The sequence below is a fragment of the Vibrio sp. R78045 genome (assembly GCF_042466085.1).
Classification (GTDB): domain Bacteria; phylum Pseudomonadota; class Gammaproteobacteria; order Enterobacterales; family Vibrionaceae; genus Vibrio; species Vibrio cyclitrophicus.
In genome coordinates, this window is record NZ_JAXHBS010000008.1 from 1,142,199 (window position 1) to 1,168,386 (window position 26,188).

The following is a 26,188-nucleotide window of genomic DNA, read 5'->3' on the forward strand; positions in this document are numbered from 1 at the left end:
AAGTTGTTTAGATTTCACCGCTTAAATGAACTCAGCTTTGGCTTATCAAAGTAGTGTCTAATAAAAGCAGTTGCTTATAAAACCGTTGGCTTACTAAGCAGAAACTTCTACTTCGTAAGAGCCAAATTTACGAATGTTAATCACACCAGTATCTAGGATTAGGTACTGGCCTTTAATACCTTGAAGTACACCAGTTACCTCTGGGTTCTTATCAAAGTTGTGCGATACAATTTTCACTGGGTGCTGTTCAACTGGGTAGCTCAATGAAGTGATGTTTTCGCTCAGAATCTCGATAGCATCGTCACCAAACTTCGCTCTGATCTCTTGGATTTTATCCTCAACCAATGGCAATAGTTCTTTGGCTTTTTCTATCAATTCCATATCGTCACCGTCGCCTTTGAGTAGCGTGCGCCAGTTAGTTTTGTCAGCAATGTGCTTTGCTAACTCAACTTCGATCAGGCCAGAAATCTGACGTGTTTTCACCTTCAAGATAGGCAGGCCTTGAGTTGCGCCTTGGTCAATCCAGCGAGTAGGTATTTGAGTATGACGAGTGATACCCACTTTAAGGCTTGATGTGTTCGACAGGTAAACGAAGTGATCAACCATGCAGTTCGCTTCACCCCACTCAGGCTCACGACAAGTGCCTTCATCGTAATGGCAAGTCTCTGGCTTCATGATGCACATATCGCAACTTGCCAGCTTTCTCATACACACAAAACAGTGTCCTTGCGAGTAGCTTTTCTTGGTTTTTTTGCCACACGAGCAGCAAAAAATATTACCGGTGTGAGAGAGGTTAATGGTTTTACCAATCAGAGGGTTTAGCTCTACAAATTCTTCACCGACAGATAAACGGTAGGTAACCGCACCATCAAGCGAAGCACTCATTTTCTTGAGTGTTCCTTTTGCTAATAAAGACATGACATTACTCGTTGTATTTTGATTATTATTTCGTCGACTCGGATGCTCTTTAAGCAGGCGCTACGGTTAACGATGATTATGCGATGAGTATAACAAATAGAGTTTGTTTTTATACGCAATATTACTTGATTCTCGGCGTGAATAATTACCAGTCAACATGCACATGAAAATATAGTATGACATTTTGTTCTGGCGTGATATAACGTTTTTCAGTGAGTTGTTGGAATGAAGATCACTGATTTACTTAACTTATTTTATATCGTGAAATCCCAACTATAGGGACCTTAGCCGGAAGTTTAGACGTGAAGTGGATTCATAAGATTGTTATCTTTCTCGTTATCACAACGCTTGCCATTGTGCAGTATTACCGTGTGAGCGGGAGTCGTGTGATAACTGCTATTACTCCTGATAAATATGAATTTGTCGCAACTAGCGATAAAGTTGACAGGGGTATCAGTACCTCTCAAATATCTTTTAAAAATGGCCAGTATATTCTCGACTGTGAATTGAAAGAGTCTGAGTATCCGTGGCCTTATTGTGGCCTGTCAATTCGTATCAATCCAGACATTACCGCTGGCCTTGATCTTTCCCAATACCATACCTTCAGAGTCAATATTGATTATCATGCGGAAGCGGATTCTAGCGGTCGTTTGAGAACCTATCTACGCAATTATAATCCTGCTTACTCTGTATCTGATGACGAATACACGCATAAGTATAATGGTATGGAGTTTTCACCTGGTGTAGATGGCGGTGTGATTGAGATTCCTATTGCTAACCTGCAGGTGATGACATGGTGGCTTGCCGATAACGATATTGCGCTAGAACATTCGGCTCCAGAATATTCAAATGTCAATATGGTTGAATTTGCGACCGCCTCTGGAGCAAAATTAGGTCATCATCGAATTGTTATTCGCAGTATTGAATTTGAAGGATCCTATATATCAGCAGAAAGTTTGTTCTTAATCTTGCTGTTCATTTGGGTAGGCACAGGTACTGTATTTTTACTTTCTGAATTGCATCACTCACGCAAGCGTATGGTGATTGCAGAAAAAAGGCACCACCACCTTAAGAGTGTTAACCGTGCATTACGAGAGCAAAACTTTGAGTTTTCAGAGATGGCTCACCGAGATGAGTTAACAGGCATACTTAACCGACACGCGATCCGTGATTGGTTGAAGATGCAGTCTCAACAGGTGAAGCAAGGGCATGGGAAGCTAAGTATGCTGTACCTCGATATTGACTACTTCAAAAGTGTGAACGATAAGTACGGACATCAGATGGGCGACCATATTTTACGTGAGTTTAGCATGGTAGTGGGTAGCTCGATCAGCGCTACCGACAAGTTGGTGAGGTGGGGCGGGGAAGAGTTTATTGTTTTTTGTCCTGAGACAGACGCTGGAGAAGCGCAAAGAAAGGCAGAGAAAATAAGGCTTTTGGTTAGTCAACACCTATGGGTTCATGGCGACCCTCTTACTTGCAGTGTTGGTCTTGCCGAGATGAAGCAAGAGCGGGTGACAGAGACTATTGCTCGTGCTGATGAAGCTTTATATCAAGCGAAACATTCGGGTCGAAATCAGGTGTTCTTGAGTCACTAATCTGAGGTTGTTCCGATTGTGAAAAAACCATAAGTGAGTATGTGGCATCGCTATGGCTACCATTCTAAAAGCAAAAAAGGTGACGAAGAGCCACCAAAAGGTAAAAACGTTTATTTTTCTTACGATGCCCGCTCAACGCCCTCGTTCGTAGCGAATTTTGTTGAGCGGGCTGTTTTAGAAAGGCTGTATCAGGGAAACAGTAATCATCTTAGTTGGAGTATCACCAACTAGGCGTTTATGCTTACCAGAAAATCCAAGCGAACAATGTCAGAACTAGGATACAAACTAGGTTTAATACCATACCGATTCGCATCATCTCTTTCTGCTTGATGTGACCCGAGCCAAACACTATTGCGTTAGGTGGTGTCGCGACTGGCAACATGAAAGCACAAGAAGCGGCAACGGCAATTAGCGCCGATAAGATAACTGGAGACATACCTAGCGCTTCAGCAATAGTCGCAAATACAGGGACAAGCAGTGCTGCGCTTGCAGTGTTACTCGCAAATTCCGTTAGGAATACCACGAACGCTACCACCGCTAGAATCGTAAGAAGAACACCAGCTGTTTCTAAAAATCCGCTTAGAGAGTGCGCTAGGAATACACTCGTTCCTGTCGCTTTAAGAATGTTACTTAAACAGATACCACCACCGAACAGGATAAGTACACCCCAGTCCGTTGTCTTCTCAACATCTTTCCATTCAACCGCTCTAGAAGCGCCAAGTAGTACAATTGCGCCAATCGCTACCAAGCTATCGAACTTAGAGAAGCCGCCGATCATAGCATTGATTGGTTTACCGAATATCCAAAGCGTTACCGTTAGAAGGAAGATAGACAGTGTGATTTTCTTACTGTTTGTCCACTCAACAGGGGCATGGTCTAATTCGAATTTGTGGTCAAGTTTCGGCTTAGTCATGACGTACAAAATAATCATCGCGATTGGTAACAAGATCATTGAGATTGGTAGGCCAAGCGCCATCCACTCAGTGAAGCTTAGGCCAACTTCTGCCGCCGCAATAGCGTTTGGTGGGCTACCAACCAAGGTTGCAATACCACCGATTGAAGCACAGTAAGCAATACCAAGTAGCACGAACACGTAGGTGTTGCGGTCTTCACTTTGGTCGACTTTGTTCATGATACCAAGAACAAGAGGAAGCATCATCGCTGTGGTGGCTGTGTTGGAGATCCACATTGATAGACCAGCACTCACACCAAACAACATGAATACGGCGACCGACATTCTGCCTTTTGCTATCAGTAATACTTTGTCGGCAATCGCTTTATCCAACTCCTGTTTGTTCAGTGCGGCTGCCAGTGCGAAGCCACCCATGAATAAAAAGATGATTGGGTTCGAAAAATTAGCCAGTGCTGCGGGCGTATTGAACACACCAAACAAGACAGCCAATAGAGGAACAAGCAAAGCGGTGATGCTGACGTGAATCGCTTCGGTTAACCATAAAATAGCAACGAACACGAGAATACTTAAACCCGTATTCACTTGTGCTTCGAATGGTAAGGTGTTGAGCAAGAGTGCAAATAGTGTGAAATTACCAATTAATATCATGCTGTTGCGGGTAAACAACCAGTGTTTCAGTGTAGTAACAAGTGCCGTCATAAGACGCTCCTTTTGTTTATCCTCGTTTTATTGGTGTACTGACTTCATTGAGTAGTGCTTATTCTGTACGAGGTATATAGCTTGATGTAGGGTCGGACTTTGTTGGGGGAATGTTACTTAAGTTAAGAAAGGAGCGTTGGTGTGTTTTTGTGTAACAGTAGGGAAATGTGAGGCAACAAATTCAAAATGTGTAGGTTTCTACACATCGGGATCTGAAGGGTCTGCGATAGGGCTAGGAATAGGCAGTGTTTCTTGCTTAGGGCTGGGTTGAATTGGTTCTTTAGGTCCAAGGAATTTGGGTGCAGTACCAATAATATACAAATCAAGGAACGCTTTAGTTCGCGCGAACACTTCACGTAAACGTATGGTTGTTCCAGAGTGGTGAGTCGGACCTGAAACTGCTAAACATTGGGCGTGAATATCGTAAGAGCTTGCGATCAATAGTGCTCTTTCACAGTGGAATTCCTGTGTGATAATTAAAAAGTTATCGGTATCGAAGATCTTTTTGGCGCGAACAATTGAATCTAAAGTTCTGAAACCAGCGTAATCGAGATTGATGCGTTCATCGGGCACACCGGCTTTTAATAAGTCACGTTTCATTGTCCACGGTTCGTTATAAGAACGATGAGCGTTATCGCCACTCAGTAGAAATTGCTCTACTTTTTCACGATCGAATAACTCAATAGCAGCGTCAATTCGATGTTTGTAGTATTCGTTGAGTGTTCTACCTAGGTATTTACTGGTACCAAGTACAACGGCAACTTCGCGCTCTGGCACATCATCGATATGGTAGATGATGCGATCTTTTGCTTGCCATGAAACCCAATAATCAATCGCAATAACCGCAGCACTACCTACTAAGAACACGAGGAAAGCGCCAAACAGAAAACCTTGTAGTTTTTTGTAAGCTTTTTTTAAGTAGCTACGGAAAATGTGAGAATCAAATTTCACTCTCGGTATGGTCCTTTGGCTGAGCATTAATTTTTGAGTGCTCGATAATACCAAATAAAAATGAGAAAAATCAGCTAAAAAGACAAGACAGTGAAAAGAAAAAAGCCTCTGCATTGGCAGAGGCTCTAGTAAGAGTCGTTAACGCTCTTTATTTAGAATACAGTTCAATTTATTAGAACGCAGTACGCTTGTAGCGACGGTAAACCGGTTGCCAGAAATGTTGGTCAATTGCTTGTTGAAGAGCTTCATCTGTGATCTCTAGCGCTACACCTTGTTCAATCGCTTTCTTACCAACAGCAAAAGCGATCTTCTTAGATACTGTGTGGATCTCTTCCAATGGTGGAAGTAGAGCGCCTGAACCGTTGATTGCTAGTGGAGAGCACGTTGCAAGCGCACGGCTTGATTCCATTAGCATTTCGTCAGTAATGCGTGAAGCGTTCACAGCCAGTACACCAAGGCCAATGCCAGGGAAGATGTAGCTGTTGTTACACTGAGCTATTGGGTAAGTAGTACCGTTGTGAACCACTGGCTCAAATGGGCTACCTGTTGCAACAAGTGCTTGGCCATCAGTCCAACGAATGATGTCGTTTGGTGTTGCTTCAACACGGCTAGTAGGGTTCGACAGTGGGAACACGATAGGGCGTTCGCAGTGAAGGTTCATCTCTTTGATAACTTCTTTGCTGAACAGACCTGGCGCACCAGATACACCAACCAATACAGTTGGTTTAGCGTGACGAACAACGTCTAGTAGAGAGAAGCCAGTGCCATCGCTTTCCCAGTCTTTAGTATTCGCGTTGGTTTGAACTAGGCGCTGTTGGAAATCAAGCAGGTTCTGCATGCCTTCCTGTAGCAGACCCCAACGGTCAACCATGTAAACTTGAGAGCGAGCTTGTGCATCGCTGATACCTTCAGATACCATTTGTGCGATGATCGCTTCTGCAATACCACAACCTGCAGAACCCGCACCTAAGAAGGTTATTCGTTGATCTGACAGTTTGCTGTTTGCTGCTTTACATGCTGCAAGTAGAGAACCTACCGTTACTGCTGCTGTGCCTTGGATATCATCGTTGAAACAACAGATGCGATCTTTGTAGCGCTCAAGTAGAGGCATTGCGTTCTTTTGTGCGAAATCTTCGAACTGAACTAATGCATCTGGCCAGCGACGTTGAACCGCTTGGATGAACTCTTCAACGAATGCGTCGTAGTCGGCACCTGTAATACGAGGATGACGCCAACCCATGTACATTGGATCTGCAAGACGTTGAGGGTTGTTAGTACCCACATCGAGCACGATTGGTAGCATGTAAGCTGGGCTGATACCGCCACAAGCTGTGTAAAGCGCTAGCTTACCAATTGGAATACCCATGCCACCGATGCCTTGGTCTCCCAAACCAAGAATGCGTTCACCGTCCGTAACCACGATAACTTTAACGTTGTGGTTTGTCGCATTATTCAGTAGATCATCGATACGATCGCGATTCGGGTATGAGATAAACAGACCACGGCCACGACGATAAATATTTGAGAAGTTCTCACATGCTGCGCCAACTGTTGGCGTGTAAATGATAGGCATCATTTCAGAGATGTGGTTTTGAACTAAACGATAAAAAAGCGTTTCATTAGTGTCTTGGATGTTACGTAGGTAAATATGCTTATCCATATCACTTTCGAAGTTACAATATTGTTTGTATGCACGTCCAACTTGCTCTTGGATTGTTTCGGTTGTTTCCGGTAACAAGCCTTCAAGGTTGAAAGAACTGCGCTCTTCAGCAGAGAATGCGCTGCCTTTGTTAAGAAGAGGGGTACTTAGTAAAGCAGGACCAGCATAAGGGATATACAGAGGGCGTTTATCGTTGTTCATTGGATGCCTAATATGGGAGAAAGGGTAACTGAAAAATGATAACGGTTTAGTTATTCAATTGTAAATAGTTTCCCTCCGATCTGAGCAAACAAAATGATATTCTTACCTATGTCCCACACTTATCGAATTTGAATGCCATAATTCGTTATACTTTGCTCACATTTTTTCGCGACGCTTCCTTTTTATGTCTCTACTTCCCATCGATTCTTATCAAAATGCATTCCACGATCAAATCGGCAGTTCTCACCTCGTAGTCGAAGCAGAAACCGGATCGGGCAAATCAACACGTTTACCGGTGTGGGCGTCTCAGCATGGGCGAGTACTTGTGGTAGAGCCAAGACGAATCGCCTGTACGTCATTAGCTAAATACCTCGCACAGCAATCGGGTGAGAAGTTGGGTAGCAAGGTCGGCTACGCCATTAAGCTTGAATCTGAATATAGCGAGCAAACCGATGTGGTTTTTGTGACTCCCGGAATCGCATTGCGTTGGTTATCTGAAGATGGACTTGCTAGTTTCGATGTCATTGTGGTGGATGAATTTCACGAGAGGCGCTGGGATATTGATCTGCTGGTGGCGATTCTGAAACAAAAAGCGAGTCATCGTTTGGTGATCACTTCTGCCACCATTGAAGGTGAGCGCCTTGCTCACTATCTGAATGCGAATCGAATAAGCTGTGAAGGCCGAACTTATCAAGTTGCTATTGAAAATAGGGCGAATGAATCAAGAGTATTACCCGATATTCGACATCTAGAGCAACGTATTGCTGAAGAAGTGAATCACCAACTGATCGCTTCTCGTGGCGATATTTTGGTTTTCCTGCCGGGTAAAAAAGAGATCGTGCATTGTGAGCAAACCTTGGCAAAGAATCCAGATATCCAAGTTGTTAAATTGCATGCATCAGTGAGTGATAAAGAACGAGGTTTAGCGCTCTCTGGTCGTAATATCGATACTAAAAATGACGGCGACAGTTTACGAAAAGTCATTTTGGCGACCAACGTTGCTGAAACCTCACTAACTATACCCGACATAGGTGTGGTGATAGATTCAGGGTTAGAAAGACGCACCGTTCAACGAAACGGAAGAACGACACTGATGCTTAAATCGATATCACGAGCGAGTGCCAAGCAACGAGCTGGCCGCGCGGGTAGGGTGATGGATGGTGTCTGTGTTCGTCTATATGGCGAGCATGCGGCGTTAGAATTAGTCACACCACCTGAACTGCAACGTGAAGAATTAACAGAACCTATGTTGGCCGCGGCATGTTGTGGTGCTCCGCTTGAGAGCTTGTCCTTCCTTGACCCTATTCCAGAGAAGTCATTAAATAGCGCGACTCAAACCTTGCTTACGATGGAGGCGATTAATACCGACCATCAAATTACCGAGCATGGAAAGAAACTTTACCCGCTGCCAATTGATGCCTTGTATGCCGATATTGTTACTCGAATTAAAAACAAAGCATTAAAAGAGGCGATGGTGGATCTCACGGCAGCGCTTTCAGTTCCGGCTCGTCTATACCAATTACCTAATAATGCAGACCATTTGGAAGCACTCGCTCAACAAGAGAAAGAAGGATGTGATTTATCCCTGTTAATTCAGATTGTACGCGGTCGTGATTATCCACATTTAGAAATAGATAAGCAGGCATTGAATGAAGCTCAAGGGTTGGCGACGCAAATGCGTGAGGTGTTTGAGCTTCCTCAGTTAGAAGTCGCGTCACGTTTCCAACGCATTGAACTGCTTAAGACTATTGTTAATTTACATCCTGAGCTCGTGTTTGTGCGCCGACTGAAGAGGAAAGAAGCCTTTGCCAACGGGATGTTAGAAGTAGTACTCGGTCGCCAGAATCGTTTCCCTGACAATGCGCAAGCTATGTTGGTGTTGGACACTCACAGCTTACCGGGTCGTGGTGTGAAGCAAACACTGATCTTAGCTACGACCACTGCGCCTATTCCTTTAGAACTCGTTGTTGAAGCAGATTTGGGTGAATGGCAGCAAAGTGAAACCGTGGTCAATGACGAGGGCGTGTTTACTGAAATGGCATTGGTGTACGCTGGCCGCACGATTACGACTAAGCTGGTAGAGGCAGAAGGACCGTTGTCTTTAAAGCCTATCGTTGATCTCGTGGTAAGCGGTGCTCAGCTTCCTGGTTTTGCAGAGGCCCGTACTCAAGAGATTAAGCATTGGCAGCTTTACGTCAAACTCGGGCTAGATGAGCAGACTCAATTTACACCAGAGATCGAGCAATTGAGCTTTGAACTATGGCTTATAGAACAACTGGAAGTGTTAGGCGTGACGGATGTCAGCGAGCTGGAAATGTTTGAACATAACGACATTCCCTTTGATGGTATACCTGCTTGGCTGTATAACGAGTTCTCAGAAAAATATCCGTTTTCATTGTGCCTTGCCGACTTGCAGCTTGAGGTGGAATACTTGACTGGAAGGAAGCTGATTTACGTGCATTATCAATCGGGTAGTCGGAAGTTATCACCAAAACGCTGGGAGTTGCCTACATGGTCTGGATGGCGTATTCAGTACAAAAAAGCGAGCCGAATAATTGATATAAAATAGATGGATAAGTTTTATCTCTAAAATATTAATCAAATAGGCGCATATATTATTTTTCAGTGCTTATTATGTTACGGTTTTGATTTTTATATGCCTTTTTAACCAATCAAAAGGTCATAAAAGACTATTCTTCTATATCCTATTGCTATAAAGAAAAAGTTGATAGATATTGAGTATATTGTGTTGCCAAAGTGTCGGGGGACATCATGGATAAACAGGAAGAGACGCGTGTAGAGTTCGATTACACAACATTTCTTGGCGCCTCATGCAGTAAAAAGTGGACTTTTCTGGAAGCTCTTACCACAATTGCGCCAGTGTTCAGTACCGTCTGGCGAGATAGCATCAAAGAGTTGGGCACCCCAGAAGATCGTTTATGGCAGATGGCATTGAAATCAATGTCTACACGTAAAAGCGATGAATCAAATATTGTTACCTTGCTTAAACTTGCCAAACTAGAAGGGATCAACGAACTCAAAGTTGTGATGCCTTATTCTCTTGAAGAAGAGCAGATCGAATATATCGAATCACGTAGTCACTTAATGATTGCGGGAAATACTGGAGAAGAGCTTACCATTAAGCTTTAGCGACCAGTTTCAGCCATCAGTTTTAACCTACACTAAAAGTGTTCGGCAACTTATCAACAGACATAAAAAGGGCCTCAATGTTGAGGCCCTTTTTGTATCCAAGCTGTATTAGTCATCTAGCGTAATTAATCGATCAGTCCGTAGTCGGCACGTAATACATCGATGATCTCTTGCTTAGGGTTTTCACTCAGTACTATCTCTGCACCGGTGATTTTCGCTGCGATATCAAGGTAAGTACGAGAAAGAGACATCAATGCATCCAAAGGAAGTTCATTGTCACGAGCTAGAGCTTCACGTTCTGGCATACGCTCTTTGTTCAACAGAATGTCTGCATCAGGGAAGTAGTTAAGTAAGAACTGACGGAAACCTTCTTTTGAGTTCTCGACGATGTTGCCTTTGTTGTATTCTTGAGTATCCCAAATACGAGATGAATCAGGTGTACCGACCTCATCCATATAGATAAGCTTTTCTTTACCTTGAGCATCGTTTACATAACCGAACTCAAATTTAGTATCAACAAAGATTTGATCGACGTTTGCGAGTGCTTGGCTAATTACGTTGAAGCCTTCTTTTAGAAGTTTTTCGTAATGCGTAATGTCACTGGCTTGAGTAAAGTTGAACGCAGCGAAGTTGTCTTCGATGTTGTTACGTGTGATGTTCACATCGTCAGCTTCTGGTACGCCAGGGATGCCTTTCAAAATCCCTTTTGTTGAAGGTGTGATCAGCAGTTCAGGTAGCTTCTTGTCTTTCTCTAGGCCTTCAGGCATCTCGATGCCGCAGAATTCACGTTCGCCGTTTGCGTATGCACGCCACATTGAACCTGTGATGTATTGACGACAAATCGCTTCAATCATTACTGGACGAGCTTTTTGAACAATCCATACGAATGGGTGAGGGATATCAAGAATATGACTGTCAGCAAGCCCGTTGTCTTTAAACAATTTGAACCAGTGATTAGAGATAGCATTCAGAGCTGCTCCTTTCCCCGGAACACCTTTAAGATTCCCTTCACCGCGCCAGATACAATCAAACGCAGAGATACGGTCACTGATCACCATGATGGCTAAAGGCGCATCCGGTGCTACGTCGTAGCCTTTGTCTTTAATTAGTCGTTGGCTATCTTCTTCAGTTAACCAGTAGACTGAGCGAACTTTGCCGCTGTGGACAGGTTTGTCAGTACGGATTGGTAGGTCATCATTTACGGCAAGAACTTGATCAGCAAGGCTCATTTAGACATTCCTATCTTTTATCAAACGTCATACAGAGAAGTGCGGTGTGCACATGATTAGACGGGCATTATACCCAATCTAGTCTTTGCTTCCAGAGAAAAAGCAATCGATTGCTAAATCTATTGATCAAATAAAAACCCCCCGCCTAACGACCCGCTTAAAAATTGGCGAATTGTAGGGCAGGGGAAGGCAGTCTATTGGCTGTGTTTTGGAGCTATGTTATCGAGCTATGTTTGTTAGCTAAATTGTTAAGCGAGGTGGCTTAGTGAATGCGTTCTGAATTGTCATCGATGAAGAACACTTCGCATTGAAAGCGTTGTCCTAACATTCTTAGATACTGTTGGCTGAATGAGTCGATAGAAGCACTTGCAACGATTGCGCTCGCATTCTTAGAGCGAATAGCTTTCTCGACTGTTTCTACTTCAGTCATTTGGTGAGAGGCTTTCATATGAATAACGCGGTCACAGCAAACATTATGTTGCTTCAGCTGCTTAGCGGATGGTCTCGGTGTTTGAGCCGTAAACAGTAACCACTGATGTTGATTGGACAGCAACGCCATTCTAGCGAACAACGCTTCCTCGTTTGAATTTTTGCTTTTACGAGAAACTGATGTAAATACGCAGTGAACTAGCGGGCTAGAGTGTTGGGCTTTAACGTGTGCTTGAATCATTTTGCTGTCCTTATATACATGCTGTATGTGTATACAGTAGTTTTAGTTGCTTATAAGATCAAGCATTTTTTGCGGGATTATTGGACGATTCCTATTGGTAATATAGGTGGGTTTAATTTAAGTTATTGAAAATAATAAGTAAATTAAATTTGAATGAATTTTCTATTTTGTCTCAGAAATTGAAAAAATGTGATTTCTATACAGATGTATACAGTGGTTTTTACAGAAAAGTACTGTATATACCTGTGTAGAAGATAAGAAGACAAATCCCAGATACAAAAAAAGCGCCTCAGGCGCTTTCTTATATTTCAATGTTGTTGCTTATCTTAATGTGGCTTGGGAGAGTTTTGTTCTCATCTCCATTTCACCAATATTGAACTGGCGAACATCAATGGTTGCAATGTCATTGCACTCTTTACATGCATGATGACACTTACCATCTAGGTAATCGTGCTTTTTAACTAGGCTTGGCTTTTTGCACCAATCACAAACGCCTTCTACTGTGAACATATTTTCTCCTCACCTGTATACGTCAGGTGTATTTTCGGCGCAAATTATGACATAAGTAAGCCCCATTAGTTAATAGTTTGTTACCTGTTTTTGAGAAGGGGATCGATTGCAACACTAATAAAATCGATATATTTGCGAATTGGAAAGCCAAAGGTGTGTGGTTGTTTACGGTTTTGTAACATTTTGTAAGATGGTTTTTAGCGCATTGTTCAAACGTTTCATTTCTTCGTCACATCCATGACCATCCGGATGATAGATCTTAGAGAGCTGCTTGTATCGGGTTTTGATATTTTTTTGATCAGGAATCGAGCTTGGCGTGTACCCGAATAACGCGCAGGCTACCTGCAAGTTATTCAGACCTTTGCTGTTTTTTTGTTTTTTTAATTCGTTGTAAATGGTTTGAAGCTGACGCTTTTGTTGCTTAATGGTCAAATCTTTCGAGCTAATCTGTGCTTCAAGTGTCTGTTTTTGCTGACCCAATTCACCCGATTTCAAAGTCAGTCTTTTTTTAGATATGACCAGCGTCATGATGATACTGGCAATTGAAATCAACAGGGCCAAGGCTACACCAATCAGGTAGTCCGAATGCGTTAGGTTAGAACGGATAGCCGCCTTTTTAGAGGACTGAACTGTGCTAGCTTCAGCATTGACGTTGTCATTAAGCTGCTCAATTGAAGAGATCTGCTTTGCACGTTGTTGATTAAATTGTTCTTCTAGAATGCGATTGTAGCCCTCTTCTGCGTCAGAATTGTCTTTCAAAGCAGCTTCATACCATAGCTGTGCGGCATCTAATGGCTGAAGGAGATCTTCATCAAGTGAGGACTCATAGATCTTAGCCGCCTCAAAGGGGGCGCGCTTGTTGCCTTGCAGTGCCGCTTTGATGAACCATTCTAAAGCGAGCTTGCTATCTTGCTCTATTCTTGTTCCTGCCAAGTACCATTCGCCAAGTCTAAATTGTGCATCTGGATTGCCATTGTCCGCTGATTGCGAGTACCAATAGAATGCGTCGTCGATATTTTGAGGCACATTAATTCCCAGCTCATACGCTTGAGCTAATTGATACTGAGAAGCTGGGTCTTGAGGTTGTGAGTTCAATGAGAGTTGAGCATGAGCTAAATTTGGGGCGATCAGCGTTAGGGCTAGAAATAAAGTTCTAAGAAGTGACGATGACCAGAAGTTGGATAAGATAAGCAAAAGATAAGTCTCGTAAAAAAGCCCAGTGCTGATGTATCAGTATGAATACGCTATGTGGCTGAGTGTTAAGTCGCAACGCTTAAAATAAACCATACGACTGACAAGCAACTATATAGTGGTTAATTCAATAGATAAAGGTTACTGGGCTTTAATCGTGCTACTTAAGCGGCAAGATTTGAATTTCTACGCGACGGTTACAAGCACGACCTTGAGACGTGTTGTTGTCACATAGAGGGTAACGTTCGCCGTTACCACGAGCGATGGCACGGCCTGCAGCGACATCTTGAGAAATCAAGAATGCGCGAACCGATTCAGCACGACGCTCGGAAAGAATTTGGTTAGTTGATTCACTGCCAGTGCTGTCTGTATGGCCGTCGATCACGAGGCTTGTGTCAGGGTATTCAACTAAGATACGAGCAACACCGCGTAGTGTGTTGTGAATGCTTGATTCTAAAGCGTAAGAGCCCGAATCAAAACCGATCCCATTTTCTAGGCGAAGCAGGAGTTGGTTCTCACCAACACGTTCCACTTGAACGCCAGAGTTCATGAGCTCTTCACGAAGTGCAGCTTCTTGTTGGTCGAAGTAGTAACCAATACCACCACCGACAGCCGCGCCACCTGCAGCGCCGATCAATGCACGCTTGCGGCGATCTTTAGAGTCGTCACCTGTTGCAACACCAGCTACTGCACCAGCGATAGCACCAATTAGAGCACCTTGAGTTGCAGAGTTCGTCTCAGATTCACCCGTTGTCGCATTTTGGCGTTGAGTTGCCTGACACCCCGTTAAAGCGACAGTGAGCGCTAGGGCTAAAGTGATTTTTTTCAACGTATTTCTCCATCATGTACTTCTGTCAAACCTATGGGTAACGAATGACAAGCATAGTCCTGTAAATATTAATAATGGTTTTATCAATACGTTGAAGCAATGTAAAGCGGCTCTATGATTTTGTTATCTTTTTAGCAGCCTGGGCCCCGGCAACTGGTCTATTAACAGACAATTTACGACCTTTCTTCAAGCCAACTTCATAATCAGCGGTGAGGTTTTTCATCGCTTCTCTTAATTGTTGCTTGAAGGTCTCACGGTCGATATTTTTGAATTCTTTATCGATGTAGTTATTGATCTTGTTGTTTGATTCATCGTCTGGAGTAATGGTTGGTAGCTTTTCCAGTGCGCCTTCAACCCAACCAGAGACAAATGAATTCACACGACGTGTCACTTCAAGCGACCCTGTTCCAGAACCAGCAAAGCTATTTCTGAATTGGCCTGTATGTTCATTTAGCTCGCGATAAATAATATCGAATGCGAATGCAGCAAAGATAGCGCGATCCGCTTCACCTATAAACTCCACTCGTTTAAGGCCTTTGTGATTCAATAACACCGCCTCTACGCCAAACTTGGTGTTAATACCGCGAATAACACGCAGCAGTGTAGAACTGATATTTGCAGGTAGCAGGTGAGAGGATTGAGTCTTTCCCATCTTGATAAATTCAATATCGTCTTTTTCGAGACCATATTTCAGCATCAAGTTATGCGCCATTTTTATTGCATTGGCAGCTTCATTGACGTTCGCAGAATTTCCAAGCTCAAGACACTTGGCAATTTTCTTTAGGGCTTTTTTCTTATCCATCGACTACTTAATCATTACCGCAAATTTTTAAAAGTCCGACATTTTACATGTTTTGGCGGTTAACAGCAAAGTCAAAAGTCATTTGTCGGTGTGTGGCCATCCGCTATTAAGGAGGGTAAAGGCGGCTTTTGAAGAATACAAAAACGCCATCAAGTGTATTGATGGCGATAGTGACCCGATTTTCTGGATTAACTAGTACTTTCGCAAACTAGATACCAAGTTCATCGAGTAGATCCGCTGCAGAATCGTTGCCTGAGTTTTGTGCTGGCTTGTTGGTTTCTTGCATTTTCTTCTGAGTCGCCTCAAGAATGCTATCTGGGCACTCGTCTTCAGTGATTTCAAATTCTTCTAATTGGATGAATTCCGTCTTATCCATTGCAAGCTCAAGATAGAAGATGTTGTTGTTTGCAGTCGAGAAGGTCACACGACGGGCTTGTGGACGATCGAGGTTGGTATCAACAGAAAGGTTTACTTGTTTATTCAGTGCCAGCATTTTCGGTTGGTTCTGCGTGATGTTAGTTTGCAGTTCCTTACGGATTTTGTTGGTGAAATCACCGACAAGTTGGTTCATCAGCTCGCCCAATACATCACCCACTTCGTCTGAAGTATGCAGTACCGCCAGTTCGTCTTCAGGCATGCCCATATTACGCATGTAGTTGGTATAGATCTCTAACGCGGCTTTCGACGTAAAATTGATGACAACAAGACCAGAAAAGCCACCGTCAAATAAGACGAAACAACCAAAGTCTGGCTTCAGACTTGTCTTGTTGATCTTTTGAACCATAGCTGAATAGGACACCTGAGAAGCCGTCGCTGAAGTGAGTACGCTTGAGACTGATTGGCATAGCTTAAGAAGAATATCTTCAGTTGTGACTGTTTTGTTTTTTTTCATTGTGATGTGCTCATGGAGATGTCTTAAACAAAATGTTATTCAGTATATTGTGACTGAATTAAGACGAAAGTGACTATTTCTCCATTCTTGCACTGAGATTCTGATTTGATCACCTTTTTATATGATCTTAATAGTAGTAAAGTGACGAAATTCAAAGAAAATTATTAAAAATCTCAGATAACCCAATGCTGATAGGATCAGCGAAGTAGGGGCAGGAAGCAAATGTTACCAAGACTTCAACTCAATGCTGATGTCGATCCAGTTGTCGTACGCTTTTTAGATGAACTAAAAACAGCGGGCTTTACTGGCGACATTGAATCTCAATATTCTAGCCGTTTGGCTGTGGCGACTGATAACAGTGTTTATCAACAGTTGCCGCAAGCGGTCATCCTTCCCAAGACAACAAACGATGTTGTGTTGATCGGTAAAGTGGGTGCTAAATCCACTTACGAGCGTGTGACCTTTTCCCCTCGTGGCGGTGGTACCGGAACCAACGGACAATCTTTAACAAAAGGTGTCGTGGTTGACCTATCGCGTTACATGAATCAAGTTCTTGAGATAAACGAAAAAGAAGGCTGGGTCAGAGTTCAGTCTGGTATCGTTAAAGATCAATTAAATGATGCTGTACGCCCCTATGGTTACTTTTTCTCGCCAGACCTTTCTACCAGTAATCGAGCAACTTTAGGTGGCATGATCAACACCGATGCGTCTGGCCAAGGGTCGTTGAAGTACGGAAAAACGTCAGATCATGTATTGTCATTGCAAGCGGTGTTTGCGGATGGCTCATGTCTTGAATCTGATTTATCACATGGCTTACCTACTGAAGGTGAGTTTGCCCATCATGCACTTGCCGTTACTGAAGCCGTGTGTCGAGATAAGCGTGCTCAGATCCTCAATAAATTCCCTCCGTTAAACCGCTTCCTTACGGGTTACGACCTGAAGAACGCGATTAGCGAACAAGATGATAGCTTTGATCTTACACGTGTACTGTGTGGCGCAGAGGGCTCATTAGCATTCATTACGGAAGCAAAATTAAACCTAACGAAGATTCCAAAAGCGCGGACATTGGTTAACGTGAAATACAATACGTTTGATTCAGCGCTGCGTAATGCTCCGTTCATGGTAGAAGCGAAAGCGTTGTCTGTAGAAACGGTAGATTCAAGAGTATTGAACCTAGCGAAGCAAGATATCGTTTGGCACACCGTGAGCGACCTGCTGATGGATGTTCCAGATAAAGAGATGCTTGGCATCAACATGGTTGAGTTTGCAGGTCAAGATGAAGCGGAAGTTGAACAACAAGTTCAAGCGCTAACTGCACAGCTTGAAAGTATGGTAGAAACCGAAGAAGCGGGTGTGATTGGCTTCCAAGTGTGCAGCGACTTAGCGAGCATAGGTCGAATCTACAACATGCGTAAAAAAGCGGTGGGTCTATTAGGTGCGGCGAAAGGCCGAGCTAAACCGGTCGCTTTTGCTGAAGATACCTGTGTTCCACCGGAAAACTTGGCGGACTTCATCTCTGAATTTAGAGTGCTGCTCGATTCAAAAGAGCTGAACTACGGCATGTTTGGTCACGTTGATGCGGGCGTATTACACGTTCGTCCGGCACTTGATCTGTGTGACCCGATGCAAGAAGCACTGATGCACGAAGTCTCTGATGAAGTGGTTAAGCTGGTGGCGAAATACGGCGGCTTGATGTGGGGTGAACACGGTAAAGGTTTCCGTTCTGAATATGGGCCAGACTTTTTTGGTGAAGAGCTGTTTACTGAGTTAAGACGTGTTAAAGCAGCGTTTGACCCGCACAACAAGATGAACCCAGGCAAGATCTGTACGCCATTAGAAAGCGACGCTGAATTGGTGAAAGTCACCGATACCAAGCGTGGCTTCTACGACCGCCAGATCGACGTACAAGTTCGTGACAGCTTCAAACAAGCCATGGAATGTAATGGTAACGGCTTGTGCTTCAACTACGATACTAGCTCGCCAATGTGCCCTTCGATGAAAGTCACGGCTGACCGTCGTCATTCACCAAAAGGCCGTGCAGGTTTAGTAAGAGAGTGGTTGCGTCAGCTAACGGAACAAGGCGTCGATATTCTCGATTTAGAGCAAGAAGCGCTGAAGGACAATACTCCGGTCAAAACCATGGTGGAACGTGTTCGCAATACAATGAACAAACGCCATGAATATGATTTTTCTCATGAAGTTCACGAAGCGATGAATGGTTGTCTCGCATGTAAAGCGTGTGCGAGCCAGTGTCCGATTAAAGTTGATGTTCCGAGCTTCCGTTCTCGATTCTTAAACATTTATTACTCACGCTACCAACGCCCTGCAAAAGACTACTTAGTCGCTAACATTGAAACCATGCTGCCGCTAATGGCGAAAGCGCCAAAGGTTGTTAATGCTGCCTTGGGTCAAAAGTGGATACAAACCGCAACAGCGAAAACGGTTGGTTATGTTGATGCACCACTGATGTCGGTGCCTACACTTAAAAATCGCCTAGCGAGCAAAGAGCTGCAACTGTTCGATCTTCAATATCTAGAAGGGCTCTCTTCTGAGCAGAAGAAACAGCACGTGTTGATCGTTCAAGACCCGTTTACTAGCTTCTATGATGCAGAAGTTGTTGAAGACTTCGTTACTCTGGCTCAAAAGCTTGGTAAAACCCCTGTGTTACTGCCATTCAAGCCGAATGGTAAAGCACTGCATATCAAAGGCTTCTTAAGCCGTTTTGCTCGTGAAGCTAAATCGACCTCTGATTTCTTGTCGATGGTGGCTGATATCGGCATTCCTTTAGTGGGTGTCGACCCTGCACTAGTGCTTTGCTACCGTGATGAATATGTCGAGATCTTAGCTGATAAACGTGGTGATTTTGATGTACTGACAGTTCATGAATGGTTACTGCCATCGTTAGGTGATTTTGAAGCGCGCTCTGCAAGTGAAGAAGTTTGGTACTTGTTTGCTCACTGTACTGAGAAAACCAAAATGCCGAACGCAGAAAAAGAGTGGGGCACTATTTTCAAGCACTTTGGTGCTGCGTTAACCAGTGTTCCTGTCGGCTGTTGTGGTATGGCGGGTACTTTTGGCCACGAAGTGGATAAGCTACAAATGTCGAAAGACATATACGGTTTAAGCTGGAAGCCTCAAATGCAGGACTTACCAAAAGATCGTTGCTTGGTGACAGGTTATTCCTGCCGCAGCCAAGTGAAGCGTTTTGAGGGTGAGAAGCTTGCCCACCCATTACAGGCGCTTGCCAAAATTCTTTAAACTATTTAGCCCAGCAATTGCTGGGCTTTTTTCTAAACTAACAATGGAATTGTTAATAAGGAAAGCTATGAGATTTCTAGAGTTAAAACTCCCACCCGTTGCTCTGTTTATATTGGTATTCATCGCATCTTATTTTAGTGCTCATCAGCTGAGTGCAGGAATGGTGTTATTACCTTACAAGTTCATCGTTTTAGGGCTCGGAATTGCTTTGAGTGGCGTAGTTGGGTTGGCAGGTATATGGGAGTTTCGAAAACAGAAAACCACCGTTAACCCGATTAAAATTGAAACCGCTTCTTCAGTTGTGGACAGTGGCATTTTTGGCTACACACGCAACCCTATGTATCTAGGGTTATTCATACTACTGTTTTGCTTTGGCTATTTCTTCCAAAACCTGTTCAGTGTTTTATTCAGTTTTGTATTCGTAGTTTATATGAATCAGTTCCAGATTAAGCCAGAAGAGCGCGCTCTAGAGCAATTATTCGGAGCTGAATATGTTGATTATAAACAAAAGGTTAGACGCTGGATCTGATGTAAATTTTAATACAATTAAGTAAATAAATAGGAACTGTTATCATTTAGTTGAGCTTCATCACAAAATAATATAACTAATGTTTCATATTGTGTTTTTATAAAATAGCCTGCGCGTCATTATTAAAATATATAAAAGGCTAGGTAATAAAAATGGTTCAGGCTAAATGGTTGTCGTTAGGTATCTATGCAGTGAGTCTGTCTTCAACGTCGGTGTTGGCAGATGTTTCAGCTCGAATTATAAACGGTAAAGAAGCGACAGAGGGAAATTGGCCATTTATGGCTGCGTTAGTCTCAAGGAACGTGAGCGCTTATGACGGTCAGTTTTGTGGTGCGAGTTTCATTGGTGAGCGATATGTATTAACTGCCGCTCACTGTGTGGAAGGTAATGGTCGTGAAGATCTAGATGTGGTGATTGGTGTATCAAATCTTTCTGCCTCTCAAGCTGCACAACATAGATACGCTGTTGATAATATTTATGTACATGAATATTACAACTCTGCAGCGACAAGCAATGATATCGCCATTATTGAGCTCGTAGAAAAGCCAGTTGAGTCTGTGGTTAATCTCGTTGATGGTTATGTTCGCGGTAACCTGAATGATGGTCAAATGCTAACGGTCATGGGCTGGGGTGATCAGGACGCATCTGATAGATATTCGTCGAAGAGTGAACTGTATCAAGTCAATGTTCCCTTAGTTAACCAGTACCAATGTACTAGTGTCCCTCACAGTGGGTATGCCTTTATTGGTAGTGATGCATTCTGTGCGGGATACAGTGATGGCGGTTATGACTCTTGCCAAGGTGACAGTGGTGGTCCAATTGTTGTCTCGACTAATGGAACGTATGAACAACTGGGTATTGTGAGCTGGGGTAAAGGATGTGCAGAGGCTAACGCTTACGGTGTCTATACTAATATTAGCCACTTTGATGATTGGCTTGATGAGCAGAAAACAGGGTTTAGTTACCGTCAAATTGAAATGCTAGGTGCAAAATTATTGGCTCCTATTTCACATACCTTTAAATTCACAAATAAATCTGATCAAAACATGCAAGTAAACAGTGTCTATCCAATTTCTGGTAATGATACTGATATAACAGACAATGGATGTAGCACCTTAACTGCAGGGCAAAGCTGTGAAGTTATGGTTAGCTACAATCTAAATTCAATTGGTGAACATGAATTTGGTATTAATGTAGATACTGACTTATTGGTAGGCACGGTTACTTCAACGGCTTCTGTTATCGGGGTAAGATCTGTAAATAATAGTGTGAACTCTTATGTCAACGTACCTAACAGTGGTGTCTACAACACGCAAGCTTGGATTACCGAAGGTGATTTTTTGGCCTCACCGTCGATTAGCCACGGTACATCTACAGCGCTTATTGTTGAAGGTATCCCTTCTGGTACGGTTTCGTTTGACCTAAATGCATCGTCTGAAGCAGATTATGACTTTGTTGCGGTTTATATTAATGGCCAACAACGTGATAGTGCCTCTGGTGAGTTTTCTGGCTCGTTGAACCTACCGCTGGTTAGAGATACTAACAATAGTTTTATGATTGAATATGTGAAAGATGGCTCCGTTTCTGGTGGGGACGACAGAGTTACGATTACTAACTTTGCCTATACCGATGAGATAAAAATATCTAAGTCTGAAGGGACACAGAACGCAAAAAGCTCAGGTGGTGGCAATGGTGGTTCACTGGGGTGGCATTGGTTATTAGTTCTTTTTGGTGGTTTGATTGCACGTAAATCGTTTTCACAACTAAGGTTTAAAAGATAACCAGTGAAAATATAACTTGATAACTATGTCCTAACTCGAAAGTTACGCACTACATAAAAAAGCCCAGCTTGAGGATATCAAGCTGGGCTTTATTGATCTTGTTCTAGAGCTTATTTACATCGAGATGTGTAAATAAGGATGCTGATTAAGCGGCAGCTGCGAACTGAGCTAGAAACATCTCTTTACGCTCGTTGAAGCGGTTTACTAGGTCGTCTACAGAAGCTTGGTCGTATGGCTTAAGGCCACTTGCTACCATGCGTTTCACGCCTTTACCGACAACTTCGCCGTCTTCTTTGAAATCAAAGTTCAGTGTCACGATGCCACGCTTGCCTTCAACATCAAAAGTCGCACCTGAGAATTCAACTTCTGGGTGAGATAGGTCTAGGCGAGTAAATTCAACTTCCATGCTCTCGTAAATCACAAGAGGGCGTTGGCAGTTGATCATCATCTGTTGCTCTTCCATAAGAGGAACCATGATGTGTGGGAAGTTCATACCAGAGAACTTAACGTAGTTTGTTACTACGTGTTCGATGAATGCTTGATCGTGGCTCTTTTCACCTTCACAAGACATGTGTAGGTACTCTTTGCCTTTCTCGTCAACCAGTGAGCTTTCTTTCTCACACTTGTTGTCAACGCTAAGCGCAATACCGTTCCCCACCATACCAGAAAAATCAAAACGCATTTTTTGGCTGATGCCTTCTTTTTGTAGAAGCACTGCAAACAAAAGATCGCCAGGCACGCAGAAGCGCTTGTTGTCTTCATCGTGAATTGGGTTGAAGTCAGCGGCTACTTTTTTAGCAAAGTGGCTAGCTTGTTCACGAGTGAATTGAAATTGATTGTCTTCAGTTGAAAAGTAAGGTGTCAGAAACATAGTATCGCTATTAGTCATCAAATCTGGGGGGGATTATAGCTAACTAACTTCGTTCTAATGGTCTATCCAGTTAACTTTGCTTATATATCAGTCAATTAGATAAATACGTTGGATGGTATGTGACGATTTTAAGGGAGATATGGCCTTTGGCTCAATGCAACAAGGGCCAATTAATAGCCCTTGTTTATATGATACTTTAATTAGTGTCGACTAAAGTATTTTAAGTACTAGAAACTGCACAAAGTACCTTCTGGCATTAAGTGGTTATGAACGGATAATTTGAGTAACAGGTTAGCTTGCTCAATATCTGGAGCAAAATATCGGTCTTTGTCGTAGAAACTCACTTTCTCACGCAGAATCTGCTTCGCCTCTTCCACACGAGGAGAAGATAGATTAGGCGCTCGGAAGTCTAGCCCTTGTGCTGCTGCTAAATATTCTACTGCCAATATTCCACGGGTGTTTTCAGCCATGTATCTAAGCCTACGCGCGGCAAAGGTGGCCATTGATACGTGGTCTTCTTGGTTGGCAGAAGTAGGTAGGCTGTCTATTGACGCCGGATGAGCCAAGGTTTTGTTCTCACTTGCCAATGCTGCAGAGGTAACCTGAGCAATCATAAAGCCAGAGTTCACGCCGCCGTTATCGACCAAGAAAGGTGGAAGTTTGCTTAGCGCGCTATCGATTAGCAGTGCCATTCTTCGTTCTGACAAGCTGCCTATCTCAGCGATTGCTAGTGCCAGGTTATCGGCTGCCATTGCGACGGGTTCGGCGTGGAAATTACCACCTGAAATGATGTCACCATCGTCAGCGAAAACCAGCGGGTTGTCGGATACTGAGTTCGCTTCAACATTTAAAATTTCAGCTGAATTGCGAATCTGCTGTAAGCAGGCACCCATCACTTGAGGCTGACAACGCAGCGAGTAAGGGTCTTGAACCTTTTCGCAGCAAGTATGTGATTCACCAATCTCACTCTTTTGATCAAGCATGTGACGGTAAGCAAGTGCTGCATCCATTTGGCCACGATGACCACGAACGCGGTGTATACGAGGGTCAAACGGACGACGACTACCTAGCGCTGCTTCTACAGACATCGCACCACACACGGTTGCAGACGCAAACAAGTCTTCAGCTGCGAACAGACCTTCTAATGCAAAGGCGGTTGATGCTTGTGTGCCGTTTAACAGCGCTAAACCTTCTTTAGGCGCTAGTGTGATAGGTTCCAAGCCAGCGATTTGCATTGCTTCTAAGCCTGTGATGATTTTTCCGTTGTGACGTGCTTGGCCTTCACCTAGTAGAACTGTACTCATGTGTGCAAGGGGAGCGAGATCTCCAGAAGCTCCTACTGAACCTTTCTGTGGAACACATGGGTAAACCTGCGCGTTCACTAGATCGATAAGAGCATTGATAACCTTGAGTCGGATACCCGAGTAACCACGAGACAAGCTGTTAATCTTAAGTACCATCATCAAGCGCACAGTTTCATCAGACATGAATTTACCGATGCCGGCAGCGTGAGAAAGTACGATACTTTTCTGTAGTACTTCTAAATCTTCAGGGGCAATTTTGGTATTCGCTAATAAGCCAAAACCCGTGTTGATGCCATACACTGTGCGATCTTCAGCAATCACTTGTTCGACAACGTGCATGCTCGCTTCAATATCAGGGATTGCTGCTGGATCGAGTGATAAATTTACAGGGCTGCGGCTAATCTTACGCAGTTCAGGTAGGCCTAGAAGTCCTGGTTTAAGTAATAAATTCAACATGTTTTCTCCAGACATTAAAGGCGACGAAGTTCTTCGTTTAGCATAGGTAAATCAAGCTTCTGCTCTTTAGCACACTGCTTGGCAATATCGTAACCCGCATCAGCATGACGCATAACGCCAGTTGCTGGGTCATTGTGAAGTACACGAGCAATACGCTGTGATGCATCTTCACTGCCGTCACAACAAATCACCATACCTGAGTGTTGTGAGAAGCCCATGCCAACGCCGCCACCATGGTGGAGAGAAACCCATGTTGCGCCGCCTGCAGTATTCAGCAGAGCGTTCAATAGAGGCCAATCTGAAACGGCATCTGAGCCATCCATCATGCCTTCTGTTTCGCGGTTAGGGCTTGCAACAGAACCTGAATCTAGGTGGTCACGACCAATAACAACTGGTGCTTTCAGTTCACCATTTTTCACCATTTCATTGAATGCTTGGCCCAAACGTTCACGGTCTTTCAAGCCCACCCAACAGATACGAGCTGGTAAACCTTGGAACTGAATGCGTTCACGCGCCATGTCTAGCCAATTGTGTAGATGTGGGTTGTCTGGAATCAGTTCTTTTACTTTTTGATCTGTTTTGTAGATGTCCTCTGGATCGCCAGAAAGAGCAGCCCAACGGAATGGACCGATGCCTTCACAGAATAAAGGACGAATATAAGCAGGAACGAAACCTGGGAAATCAAATGCGTTTTCCACGCCTTCTTCAAGTGCCATTTGGCGAATGTTGTTGCCGTAATCTACAGTCGCAGCGCCACGGTATTGAAGATCTAGCATGGCTTGTACTTGAATCGCCATAGATTGCTTAGCGGCTTTCACTACTTTCGCTTCATCAGCTAAACGTTCTTGAGCCGCTTTTTCCATTGTCCAACCTTGAGGTAAGTAGCCGTTCAGTGGATCGTGGGCAGAGGTTTGGTCAGTCACTACGTCAGGCGTGATGTTGCGTTCAACTAACTCTGGGAATACATCAGCAGCGTTGCCTAATAGGCCAACAGAGATTGGCGTGTCTGATTCTTTAATCATTGTCATCGCTTCATCTATGCTGGTGGCTTTTTTGTCTACATAGCCAGTACGCAAGCGGTAATCGATTCGTGATTCATCGCATTCAACCGCAATCATTGAGAAGCCAGCCATTGTTGCAGCGAGAGGTTGAGCACCACCCATGCCGCCAAGACCACCCGTTAGAACCCACTTGCCGTTAGCTTCACCTTGGAAGTGCTTCTTCGCGATTGCAACAAATGTTTCGTAAGTACCTTGAACGATGCCTTGAGAGCCAATGTAGATCCAGCTGCCTGCTGTCATTTGGCCGTACATCATCAAGCCTTCTTTATCGAGCTCGTTGAAGTGCTCCCAGTTCGCCCAGTGTGGAACAAGGTTAGAATTCGCGATCAGTACGCGAGGTGCGTTTTTATGAGTCGGGAACACGCCCACAGGTTTACCTGATTGAACAAGTAACGTTTGGGCGTCTTCTAAACGCTCTAATACTTCAACAATCTTGTCATAACATTTCCAATCACGCGCAGCTCGACCAATACCACCATACACAACCAGTGCATGTGGGTGTTCTGCCACATCAGGGTCTAGGTTGTTCATCAGCATACGCAGTGGTGCTTCTGTTAACCAAGATTTAGCGCGCAAAGTGGTGCCATGAGGTGCGCGAATTTCGCGAGTCGTGTCGAGACGAGGGTCACTGTTGTGGTGTTCCGTCATTTTGGAATTCCTTCTGTTTCACGTTATATCGTTGTAGTTGTAGTTGTAGTTATCGGGTATAGCTGGA

Annotated in this window: 20 protein-coding genes; 6 read left to right on the forward strand and 14 right to left on the reverse strand. The window is 43.8% G+C overall.

What is annotated here, in order from left to right; all coding sequences use genetic code 11:
• Positions 1-93: 93 nt before the first annotated feature.
• Complete coding sequence (locus SJY39_RS07615) at positions 94-918, reverse strand: DUF2797 domain-containing protein (protein WP_016792954.1); 825 nt, start codon at positions 916-918, stop codon at positions 94-96.
• A 302-nt stretch (positions 919-1,220) separates the two neighbouring features.
• On the opposite strand from SJY39_RS07615, the gene SJY39_RS07620 reads away from it, so the two are divergent.
• Positions 1,221-2,516, forward strand: coding sequence for a GGDEF domain-containing protein (locus SJY39_RS07620; protein WP_010438209.1), 1,296 nt, complete (start codon positions 1,221-1,223; stop codon positions 2,514-2,516).
• Positions 2,517-2,757: 241 nt separating this feature from the next.
• On the opposite strand, the gene SJY39_RS07625 is transcribed toward SJY39_RS07620, so the two are convergent.
• The 3 genes from SJY39_RS07625 to SJY39_RS07635 all read right to left on the reverse strand — a co-directional run bounded on the left by SJY39_RS07625 (position 2,758) and on the right by SJY39_RS07635 (position 6,940).
• Entirely contained in the window at positions 2,758-4,128 is a 1,371-nt protein-coding gene (locus tag SJY39_RS07625) for a DASS family sodium-coupled anion symporter (RefSeq protein ID WP_010438212.1), read from the reverse strand.
• A gap of 198 nt (positions 4,129-4,326) precedes the next feature.
• Entirely contained in the window at positions 4,327-5,079 is a 753-nt protein-coding gene (locus SJY39_RS07630; protein WP_016783897.1) for a vancomycin high temperature exclusion protein, read from the reverse strand.
• A gap of 172 nt (positions 5,080-5,251) precedes the next feature.
• Positions 5,252-6,940, reverse strand: coding sequence for an NAD-dependent malic enzyme (locus SJY39_RS07635; RefSeq protein ID WP_016788526.1), 1,689 nt, complete (start codon positions 6,938-6,940; stop codon positions 5,252-5,254).
• 184 nt (positions 6,941-7,124) lie between these two features.
• Between SJY39_RS07635 and SJY39_RS07640 the strand changes: the two genes are divergently transcribed.
• Together SJY39_RS07640 and SJY39_RS07645 are read left to right on the forward strand one after the other, a co-directional pair.
• The gene (locus SJY39_RS07640) at positions 7,125-9,509 is read left to right on the forward strand and encodes a helicase-related protein (protein WP_016768355.1); all 2,385 of its coding nucleotides are present in this window, start codon (positions 7,125-7,127) and stop codon (positions 9,507-9,509) included.
• 203 nt (positions 9,510-9,712) lie between these two features.
• Positions 9,713-10,090: a hypothetical protein gene (locus tag SJY39_RS07645; RefSeq protein ID WP_010438222.1), complete on the forward strand. Its 378-nt coding sequence runs from the start codon at positions 9,713-9,715 to the stop codon at positions 10,088-10,090.
• Between the two features lie 125 nt (positions 10,091-10,215).
• Here the strand turns inward: SJY39_RS07645 and SJY39_RS07650 are convergent, their stop codons facing one another.
• From SJY39_RS07650 to SJY39_RS07680, 7 genes are all read right to left on the reverse strand, one after another.
• Positions 10,216-11,319: a phosphoribosylaminoimidazolesuccinocarboxamide synthase gene (locus SJY39_RS07650; RefSeq protein WP_010438225.1), complete on the reverse strand. Its 1,104-nt coding sequence runs from the start codon at positions 11,317-11,319 to the stop codon at positions 10,216-10,218.
• Between the two features lie 262 nt (positions 11,320-11,581).
• The gene (locus tag SJY39_RS07655) at positions 11,582-11,989 is read right to left on the reverse strand and encodes a SulA-like leucine-rich domain-containing protein (RefSeq protein ID WP_010438229.1); all 408 of its coding nucleotides are present in this window, start codon (positions 11,987-11,989) and stop codon (positions 11,582-11,584) included.
• A gap of 321 nt (positions 11,990-12,310) precedes the next feature.
• On the reverse strand, positions 12,311-12,499 hold the full coding sequence (locus SJY39_RS07660; RefSeq protein ID WP_010438232.1) for a hypothetical protein: 189 nt from the start codon (positions 12,497-12,499) through the stop codon (positions 12,311-12,313).
• A 165-nt stretch (positions 12,500-12,664) separates the two neighbouring features.
• Positions 12,665-13,693: a J domain-containing protein gene (locus tag SJY39_RS07665; protein WP_010438235.1), complete on the reverse strand. Its 1,029-nt coding sequence runs from the start codon at positions 13,691-13,693 to the stop codon at positions 12,665-12,667.
• Between the two features lie 157 nt (positions 13,694-13,850).
• Positions 13,851-14,519, reverse strand: a complete 669-nt coding sequence (locus SJY39_RS07670) for an OmpA family protein (protein ID WP_010438238.1) — start codon at positions 14,517-14,519, stop codon at positions 13,851-13,853.
• A 112-nt stretch (positions 14,520-14,631) separates the two neighbouring features.
• Positions 14,632-15,321 (reverse strand): DUF2786 domain-containing protein, encoded by a 690-nt coding sequence (locus SJY39_RS07675; protein WP_010438241.1) that lies wholly within the window; start codon positions 15,319-15,321, stop codon positions 14,632-14,634.
• Positions 15,322-15,529: 208 nt separating this feature from the next.
• Positions 15,530-16,213 carry a DUF3334 family protein gene (locus tag SJY39_RS07680; RefSeq protein ID WP_010438244.1) on the reverse strand — a complete coding sequence of 228 codons (684 nt, stop codon included), beginning with the start codon at positions 16,211-16,213 and terminating at the stop codon, positions 15,530-15,532.
• Positions 16,214-16,435: 222 nt separating this feature from the next.
• Here SJY39_RS07680 and SJY39_RS07685 point away from each other — a divergent pair, with 222 nt between their 5' ends.
• From SJY39_RS07685 to SJY39_RS07695, 3 genes are all read left to right on the forward strand, one after another.
• A complete protein-coding gene (locus SJY39_RS07685) occupies positions 16,436-19,471 on the forward strand; it encodes an FAD-binding and (Fe-S)-binding domain-containing protein (RefSeq protein ID WP_010438247.1) in 3,036 nt (1,011 codons plus the stop codon).
• Between the two features lie 67 nt (positions 19,472-19,538).
• On the forward strand, positions 19,539-20,000 hold the full coding sequence (locus SJY39_RS07690; RefSeq protein ID WP_016768273.1) for an isoprenylcysteine carboxylmethyltransferase family protein: 462 nt from the start codon (positions 19,539-19,541) through the stop codon (positions 19,998-20,000).
• 152 nt (positions 20,001-20,152) lie between these two features.
• Positions 20,153-21,781 carry a trypsin-like serine protease gene (locus tag SJY39_RS07695; RefSeq protein WP_016788524.1) on the forward strand — a complete coding sequence of 543 codons (1,629 nt, stop codon included), beginning with the start codon at positions 20,153-20,155 and terminating at the stop codon, positions 21,779-21,781.
• Positions 21,782-21,926: 145 nt separating this feature from the next.
• On the opposite strand, the gene SJY39_RS07700 is transcribed toward SJY39_RS07695, so the two are convergent.
• The 3 genes from SJY39_RS07700 to hutU all read right to left on the reverse strand — a co-directional run bounded on the left by SJY39_RS07700 (position 21,927) and on the right by hutU (position 26,121).
• Entirely contained in the window at positions 21,927-22,652 is a 726-nt protein-coding gene (locus SJY39_RS07700; protein ID WP_010438254.1) for a DUF3581 domain-containing protein, read from the reverse strand.
• A 227-nt stretch (positions 22,653-22,879) separates the two neighbouring features.
• The gene (gene hutH, locus SJY39_RS07705) at positions 22,880-24,412 is read right to left on the reverse strand and encodes a histidine ammonia-lyase (RefSeq protein WP_010438256.1); all 1,533 of its coding nucleotides are present in this window, start codon (positions 24,410-24,412) and stop codon (positions 22,880-22,882) included.
• A 14-nt stretch (positions 24,413-24,426) separates the two neighbouring features.
• The gene (gene hutU / locus SJY39_RS07710) at positions 24,427-26,121 is read right to left on the reverse strand and encodes a urocanate hydratase (RefSeq protein WP_010438259.1); all 1,695 of its coding nucleotides are present in this window, start codon (positions 26,119-26,121) and stop codon (positions 24,427-24,429) included.
• Positions 26,122-26,188: the final 67 nt, after the last annotated feature.

Excerpts from the sequence above, each read along its gene's own strand:
- SJY39_RS07615 (WP_016792954.1), bottom strand. The coding sequence starts at position 918 with ATGTCTTTATTAGCAAAAGGAACACTCAAGAAAATGAGTGCTTCGCTT.
- SJY39_RS07625 (WP_010438212.1), bottom strand. The coding sequence starts at position 4,128 with ATGACGGCACTTGTTACTACACTGAAACACTGGTTGTTTACCCGCAAC.
- SJY39_RS07635 (WP_016788526.1), bottom strand. The coding sequence starts at position 6,940 with ATGAACAACGATAAACGCCCTCTGTATATCCCTTATGCTGGTCCTGCT.
- SJY39_RS07640 (WP_016768355.1), top strand. The coding sequence starts at position 7,125 with ATGTCTCTACTTCCCATCGATTCTTATCAAAATGCATTCCACGATCAA.
- SJY39_RS07645 (WP_010438222.1), top strand. The coding sequence starts at position 9,713 with ATGGATAAACAGGAAGAGACGCGTGTAGAGTTCGATTACACAACATTT.
- SJY39_RS07650 (WP_010438225.1), bottom strand. The coding sequence starts at position 11,319 with ATGAGCCTTGCTGATCAAGTTCTTGCCGTAAATGATGACCTACCAATC.
- SJY39_RS07655 (WP_010438229.1), bottom strand. The coding sequence starts at position 11,989 with ATGATTCAAGCACACGTTAAAGCCCAACACTCTAGCCCGCTAGTTCAC.
- SJY39_RS07660 (WP_010438232.1), bottom strand. The coding sequence starts at position 12,499 with ATGTTCACAGTAGAAGGCGTTTGTGATTGGTGCAAAAAGCCAAGCCTA.
- SJY39_RS07675 (WP_010438241.1), bottom strand. The coding sequence starts at position 15,321 with ATGGATAAGAAAAAAGCCCTAAAGAAAATTGCCAAGTGTCTTGAGCTT.
- SJY39_RS07680 (WP_010438244.1), bottom strand. The coding sequence starts at position 16,213 with ATGAAAAAAAACAAAACAGTCACAACTGAAGATATTCTTCTTAAGCTA.
- SJY39_RS07685 (WP_010438247.1), top strand. The coding sequence starts at position 16,436 with ATGTTACCAAGACTTCAACTCAATGCTGATGTCGATCCAGTTGTCGTA.
- SJY39_RS07690 (WP_016768273.1), top strand. The coding sequence starts at position 19,539 with ATGAGATTTCTAGAGTTAAAACTCCCACCCGTTGCTCTGTTTATATTG.
- SJY39_RS07695 (WP_016788524.1), top strand. The coding sequence starts at position 20,153 with ATGGTTCAGGCTAAATGGTTGTCGTTAGGTATCTATGCAGTGAGTCTG.
- SJY39_RS07700 (WP_010438254.1), bottom strand. The coding sequence starts at position 22,652 with ATGTTTCTGACACCTTACTTTTCAACTGAAGACAATCAATTTCAATTC.
- hutH (WP_010438256.1), bottom strand. The coding sequence starts at position 24,412 with ATGTTGAATTTATTACTTAAACCAGGACTTCTAGGCCTACCTGAACTG.
- hutU (WP_010438259.1), bottom strand. The coding sequence starts at position 26,121 with ATGACGGAACACCACAACAGTGACCCTCGTCTCGACACGACTCGCGAA.